Source organism: Calditrichota bacterium, from assembly GCA_014359355.1.
Lineage (GTDB): Bacteria > Zhuqueibacterota > Zhuqueibacteria > JANLFK01 > Oleimicrobiaceae > Oleimicrobium.
Window position 1 is genome coordinate 1 of the sequence record JACIZP010000145.1, and the last position, 6,667, is coordinate 6,667.

The window sequence follows — 6,667 nt, forward strand, 5'->3', positions numbered from 1 at the left end:
ACGAACGCCTCGACAATCACCTCGCCACCTCCTGGTCTTGCCACACGAGCGCCGCGGCCCCGATGATGCCAGCCATGCTGCCCAGGGCGGCTCTGCGCACCGCCACGTGCTCGGCCGGCATGGGGTTGATGTGCCGACGCAACTCCTCCTCGAGACGGCGATGGAAGAAGTCCCACCCTTCGCTCACCGATCCGCCGACAATGACTACATCTGGGTCCAGCGTGTTCACCACGTACGAGAGTATGGTACCGAGATCAGCCCCGTACTCTTCCCAGGCCTGCAGGGCGGCAGCTTCACCTTGCTGTGCGCGCGCGAAGACCTCTGCCGGCGCCACATCGCTGCCGGTGATGCGTCGATACGCCGCAGCCACGCCGCGCGAGGAGCCATACTCCTCGAAACGCGCATCCTTGTACGGGCAAAGCCAAAGCTCTGCGGCAGTGCCCGTTGCTCCATTGAAGACTTTGCCGCCAATCACGATGCCGCCCCCGAACCCGGTGCCCAAGGTCACCCCGCAGACAATCCCGGCGCCCTTGCCTGCCCCGTACAGAGCTTCGCCCAGGGCGAAGCAGTTGCCGTCGTTGTTCAGCCGAACCGGTCTGCGCAGGCGCCGCTGCACCTTTTGCACAAGGGCACAGTGGTGCAAGGTGGGCATGTTCGGTGGCGTAAGGACCACCCCTCGCGCCAGATCCAGCGGTCCTGGTGCGCCAATGCCTATGCCGGCCAATTCCTCAGGAGCAAGGCCTGCGCTCTGCGCAGCCTCTTCTGCCAAGCCGGCGAGGTCGGCAACGATCTCCCGCGCAGGCCGAGTCGCGCCAGTGGGCCTGTGCACCATTCTGCCAACCACCCGGCCCTGGTGGTCGACCACCGCGGCGCTCATCTTTGTGCCACCAAGGTCAATGCCAACCGCAAATGCCATTAGCTGCTCCCACTGCATGTCCAAACTCGGCCAGCCCTATGCGGGCACCAGATAGAGCTCCCGTTGCGGCGTGGAAAGAAACGTGCATCCGTCTTTCTGCACCACGACGATTTCCTCAATAGTCGCCACACCGTGGCCGGGCACGGTGACCCGGGGCTCGAGTGTGTACACCTGGCCTTCTTCAACCAGCTCGTAGGGCCTGTTGCCGTAGCGTTCCCAGCGGGGACAGAGGATCCCTGCGCCGTCGTGCGCCTTGCGCCCAATCTGATGCCCGAGCGCATGCGGATACTCCTCAAACCCACATGCAAGGATGTGCTGCCGAGCAACATCATCGACCGTCCAGCACTCCACACCCGGCTTGAGCGCCTGGCTTGCCAGCTCGATCGCGTCGCGAACTGCCGCGAAGCCGCGCCGAACCACCTCTGGCGCCTGCCGCTCGCCAGGACGGAGAAAGTACCAGGTCCGCTGCAGGTCCGAGCAGTAGCCGTTGGACTTAATCCCGAAATCGATGTTCATCAGGTGACCAGGGGCGATGCGCCGCTCGGTGGGGCCAGCGTGCGCCCCAGCCGACTCCGGTCCGGTAAAGACCGAAGGGCACATCTCCGGGTCCCATGCCAGCTCCACGCCATATGCGGCCACTTCATCCAGCAGGAGCTGCGCCACCTCCTTCTCGCTCAGTCCTGGGCGGAGCTTTGCGCCCACCACGTCGAACATCTTGAGCGTGAGCTCCACCGCCTGCCTGATCGCCTGTTGCTCTGTAGCCGACTTGCGGCCGCGCAGCGCCGCCACAATGCGCTCGGATGACAGAAGCCTCTCCGGGTACGGCGTCCCTGCGAGGTACCTCTGGAGGAGGAGGTACATGCCGTGCGTCAACCCATCTGCCATGTTATCGGACTCGGAGAAGTTGATGGCAATGGACCGCGGCGCCAGTCTGTCCAACACTTCCAGCAAATGGGGGCGTATCGACTCCTGGTAGCCGATAACCTCCCGGTAGTAGCCGTGGTCTTTTTGATTGGCCACGTCCAGGCTGCCCACCAGCGCGATGGTATCCCCGCGCGCAGTGATAATGAACGCTGACTGCCACGTACAACTGGTGCCGACTACCAGTTCAAGGCAGGGATCGGGCATGGTGTCGCTCTCCCGCACGAAGATCAGCCACATGTCCACCCCTTGCTCCTGGAGAATGGCTACTGCCTGCGCTATCTTCTCTTGCACAAGAGCCATGGCTCTCCCTTCCGCAATCGGCGTTGTGCAAAACACCTGGGCTTCACGACGGCTCCCCGGCCGGGAACATCATCTCTTCTGCGAAAATGTCCTGAAACTCGGGGAATGCCGAGATCTCCACATACTCGACGCGGCGGGCGATTTCCTCGGCTCGCCGCCTCTGTTCTGTAGAAAGCAGGGCCATCTCAGCTCCTGCGCAGGCGGCGTTCCCGATGAAGCTGACCCGCTCGACCGGGATCGGGGGCAGCAAGCCGATGCGGATGGCGTTGTCTCTGCGCAGGAAGTTGCCAAAGGCACCCGCCAGCAGCACTTCCTCGAGCTGCTGGGGCCTAATGCCCAGCTGCCGCATGAGAATACGTGTGCCTGCGGCAATTGCCCCCTTGGCCAGTTGCACCTCGCGGATGTCACGCTGGGTTATCGCTACCTGGCCAGCCAGGAGGAAGGCCCGGTCTCCTCCTCGCGTTGTGAGGCGCGCACGCAGCGTCTCAGCCAATTCGGCTGGGCATTCGTCGGCGCCCAGCAGGCGACCGCTTGGGTCCAAGAGTCCGGCGCGCAAGAGGACCGCCACCGCATCGATCAACCCGGATCCGCATATGCCGCTTGGCTCCCCTTCGCCCAGCACGTGGCAACGGATTTCGCCATCCACGAGGTCAACGCGGTCGATAGCGCCGTTCGCGGCGCGCATGCCGTGGGCGATATGCGCACCTTCGAAGGCAGGACCGGCAGCCGTGGAGCACGCTAAGAGCCGGTCGCGCGAGGCCGACACAATCTCACCGTTGGTGCCCACATCCACGGCGAGCCTGTGGGATGAGCCCATATCGAGTCCGGCAGCCAAGATCACCCCGACAGTATCGCCCCCGACGAAGCGCCCAATGCCTGGCAAGAAGTAGACCTTGCCAAATTCATGGATGGCAATGCCCAGCTCACTTGCTCGACAGCTCAGCGGTGATACGAACACGGGCACGTACGGGTATTGCGCCAGCCACTGGGGGCAAACGCCGGCAGCCAGATGCGTCATCACCGTGTTGCCTGCACACACGACCTCAACGACATCGCGCGGCTCCGCCCTTCCGGCGCACACCTCGACCACGATTTCGTTGATCACCGCGATGACGCGCTCCTGCAAGGCCTGCAAATCGCGCGCCGACTTGCTGGCGTGTTGGATGCGGCTGATAACGTCCTCGCCAAACACGCGCTGGGCGTTGAGTCTTGACGCCACTGCTACCACGTGGCCCGTGCGCAGATCAAACAGCTTCCCCACCACTGTGGTGGTGCCGATGTCCACCGCCAGGCCGAGCAAGGGCCTGCGCTCTCTGGCTGACGAGACGTCGACTATCTCCTGACCCACCAGGCGGGCGCGCACGAGGAAATTTGCCTCGCGCAAGAGTCCGGACAACCCACGTAGCACCGGCAGCGGCATTGACAGCCCGCCGCCGGAGAAGCCCATCGCGGCAAGCAAGTCCTCGAGATCGGCAGGGTTGCGATCCAGTGCCGGCGCTGGCACCGCTACCTCGACCTCACGTACGTTCGGCTGCAGGGCCACTTCTTGGCGCCGCCCTTCCGTGAGGATGGTCGGGGCAGTCAAGGCATGGGCATCCGGCGCGGTAACGCGGCAGGCGCCATAAATCGCGGTCTGACAGGCCAGGCGGATACCGGCCCGCAGTTCATCTGGGTCCAGCAGCGCCCGCTCTTCCTTGGTGGGGTCGCTCACTGCGCCACTCACCCGCACGCGGCACTTGCCGCAGGTTCCCGTCCCACCGCATGGTGCTTCGATCTCGCTCCCCATCTCCACCAAGGCGCGCAACAAGTTAGTGCCGGGCGGAAACATGCCGGCGAGCGTGGATGGGCCATCGACGCAGGTGACTTGGCAAGAGGAGTCTGAGCGGTTTGCGGGTATCTCGCTGGCCAACTTCTCGCCTTTCTGCTATGCTACGCCCCACCGTTGCGGACCGCAGTGAGCACGGATTCGCGCATCTTCTCCAGCGCAGAACGGGGCAAGACGTGGGTGCCAAGGGGTGCTTCGTGCGGGGCGCCGTGAAAATCGGAGCCTCCGGTTTCCAGGAGGCCGTGGGCTGCGACAAGCATCCGATAGTGATAGACATCCCCGGGAGCATGCCGTGGATGCACGGTCTCTACGCCGTGCAATCCTTGCTTAGCCAGGGTAAGGATGAGGCTATCCGCCACATTCCACCCCGGATGCGCAAGGAAGGCGAGGCCGCCCGCAGCGGTGATGAGGGCAATCGCCTCGGAGGTCGCCATCTTGTACTTCGGCACAAAGGCCGGGCGGTCTTCCCCTAAGTACAGAGCGAAGGCCTCGCCCACTGAACTGACGAACCCACACTCCACCATGGCTTGAGCCAGGTGGGGGCGCCCAACGCTGCCCTTGCCGCTGCGGCCCATCACGTCATCGAACGACACTGGACAACCCATGCCGCGCAGGAGGTCTACCATCTTGCGCGCCCGCTTCACGCGCTCCTCTTGGAAGAGCCGGAGATGGCGGTTCAGGTGCGGGTTAGTCGGGTCAAAGAAGTAGCCCAACACGTGCAGCTCCACGCCCCGTTCCATCGTACTCAGCTCAACGCCAGGAATGACCTCCACGCGGAACTCTTGCCCTGCCGCGGTGGCCTCTTGGCATCCCTCCACCGTGTCATGGTCCGTGATGCTGATCGCCTCAAGTCCGACAGCCGCCGCCAGCTCCACAAGACGGCGCGGACTGTGCAGGCCATCCGAATATGCAGAATGCAGATGCAGGTCAACCTGTCCAGTGGCCCTTTGTGGCCGCTGCGGTGCGCGCATCCTCTCAGCCAATCTGCAACATCCTTTCCAGTGCGGTCCTGGCCTCAGAGCGCACGGGCTCGGGCACCAGAACCTCGTTCACGCTCCCCAGCTCTTCCAGAGTCCAGCACAAGTTGCGCAGGTTAATGCGGTACATGTTCGGGCACAGGGAATGGCCAAGGGGAACCACGGTGCGGTCGGTGTATTGCGCAGCCAGCCGCTTCACGAGGTGAATCTCGGTGCCCACGACGATGGTGCTTCCTGGCGGCGCCTCCGCCACGTACCTGATGATGAACGACGTTGAGCCGGCAGCATCGGAGGCGGCCACTACCTCGGCTTTGCACTCAGGATGCACCACCACCAGGGCGTTGGGATATTTCTGCCTCGCCGCCAGTACCTGCTCGCGGCTGAACCAGGTGTGCACATGGCAGTGCCCGTTCCACAAGATGAGCGCTGCTGCATCGATGGCCGCTGCATCAAGGCCGCCCTGCTCCTTGGTGGGGTCCCATACGACCATCTGCTCAGTAGCCATCCCTTTGGCCAGCCCCACGTTCCTGCCCAGATGCTGGTCCGGGAAGAAGAAGACCTTGCGGCCGTGGCGCAGGGCCCAATCGATGGCGCCAGCGGCGTTGGCAGAGGTGCACACGGTCCCCCCGTTGCGCCCACAAAAGGCCTTCAACTCAGCCTTTGAGTTGATGTAGGTGACCGGCACCACCTGGCTAAGGTCACAATGTTTGCCGATCTCCGCCCACGCCTCCTCCACGTCCTCCACCTCGGCCATGTCTGCCAGCGGACAGCCGGCCAGGTGATCAGGGAGGAAGACACGCTGCGCCGGGTCACACAGGATGCGCGCGCTTTCCGCCATAAAGTGCACACCACAAAAGACGATGGAGCGCGCCGCACTCTGCTGGGCAGCCCTCTTGGCCAGCGCGTACGAGTCCCCAACAAAGTCGGCGAGCGCCACGATATCATCGCGCTGGTAGTAATGCGCCAGGATGAGCAGCTGCTCGCCGTAATGCTCTTTCAGCTTCCTGATGCGCGCCGTGAGCTCTGGTTCCTCCAGGCTCATGTAGCGATCGGGCATTACATCCATGACTCCATACCTCCCCTCGACCTGCGTGCGCCTGGCACCAGACCGAGCGCAAACATGCTCACATGTTCAAGGAGCCAAGCTCTGCCGCCTGCGGCGCGCGGCCACTGCGGCCACCCAGATGCTGACTTCGTAAAGTACCAGCATCGGCCCGGCAAGCAGAATTTGGCTCAGGACGTCCGGCGGCGTCAAAATGGCAGCGACCGTCAGAATAGCGACTACGCTATAAGGTCGCTTGGAGCGCAAGAATCGCGGGGTGAGCACACCGATCCGCGCCAGGAAGAAGCTCAGAAGGGGCATCTCAAAAACGACACCGAAGACCAGCATCATGTTAGTGACAAAGCCCAAGTACTCATTCACGCGGATGGTAGCGACCAGCGTAGAACTCTCGAAACCCAGAAAGAAACGCAACGCCAAAGGGATCATCACCAAGTAGGCGAACAGGGCACCTACAACAAAGGACACCGTCGAGACAATCACCACCAGAGGCACGTACCTGCGCTCCTTCTCCAACAGCCCCGGGGCAATGAACTGCCAGAGCTGATAAAACACCACCGGAAGAGCTAACACCAGTCCCCCGAACAGCGAAACCTTGAGTGTGACCATGAACCCTTCAGCCGGGGAGAGAAACACGAGCTGCTTCGGGTAGGGCTTGGTCAAGA

The 6,667-nt window shown here is 63.1% G+C and carries 4 protein-coding genes and 2 pseudogenes; all 6 read right to left on the minus strand.

Features of this window, described 5'->3' with window-relative positions:
- Positions 1-16 precede the first annotated feature (16 nt).
- Entirely contained in the window at positions 17-916 is a 900-nt protein-coding gene (locus tag H5U38_05930; GenBank protein MBC7186556.1) for an ROK family protein, read from the minus strand.
- A gap of 36 nt (positions 917-952) precedes the next feature.
- On the minus strand, positions 953-2,140 hold the full coding sequence (locus H5U38_05935) for an aminopeptidase P family protein (protein MBC7186557.1): 1,188 nt from the start codon (positions 2,138-2,140) through the stop codon (positions 953-955).
- A gap of 43 nt (positions 2,141-2,183) precedes the next feature.
- Positions 2,184-3,926: a DUF4445 domain-containing protein gene (locus H5U38_05940; GenBank protein MBC7186558.1), complete on the minus strand. Its 1,743-nt coding sequence runs from the start codon at positions 3,924-3,926 to the stop codon at positions 2,184-2,186.
- Between the two features lie 143 nt (positions 3,927-4,069).
- A complete protein-coding gene (locus H5U38_05945; protein ID MBC7186559.1) occupies positions 4,070-4,948 on the minus strand; it encodes a PHP domain-containing protein in 879 nt (292 codons plus the stop codon).
- Positions 4,941-6,152, minus strand: a pseudogene (gene nadA, locus H5U38_05950) (quinolinate synthase NadA). Before nadA ends, H5U38_05945 begins: the two are co-directional and overlap by 8 nt.
- Positions 6,138-6,665, minus strand: a pseudogene (gene tatC, locus H5U38_05955) (twin-arginine translocase subunit TatC). The pseudogenes nadA and tatC overlap by 15 nt, the downstream one beginning before the upstream one ends.
- Positions 6,666-6,667: the final 2 nt, after the last annotated feature.

What these genes read in the sequence shown, in the direction of transcription:
- H5U38_05935 (MBC7186557.1), bottom strand. Translation starts at nt 2,140, where the DNA reads ATGGCTCTTGTGCAAGAGAAGATAGCGCAGGCAGTAGCCATTCTCCAG.
- H5U38_05930 (MBC7186556.1), bottom strand. Translation starts at nt 916, where the DNA reads ATGGCATTTGCGGTTGGCATTGACCTTGGTGGCACAAAGATGAGCGCC.
- H5U38_05940 (MBC7186558.1), bottom strand. Translation starts at nt 3,926, where the DNA reads ATGGGGAGCGAGATCGAAGCACCATGCGGTGGGACGGGAACCTGCGGC.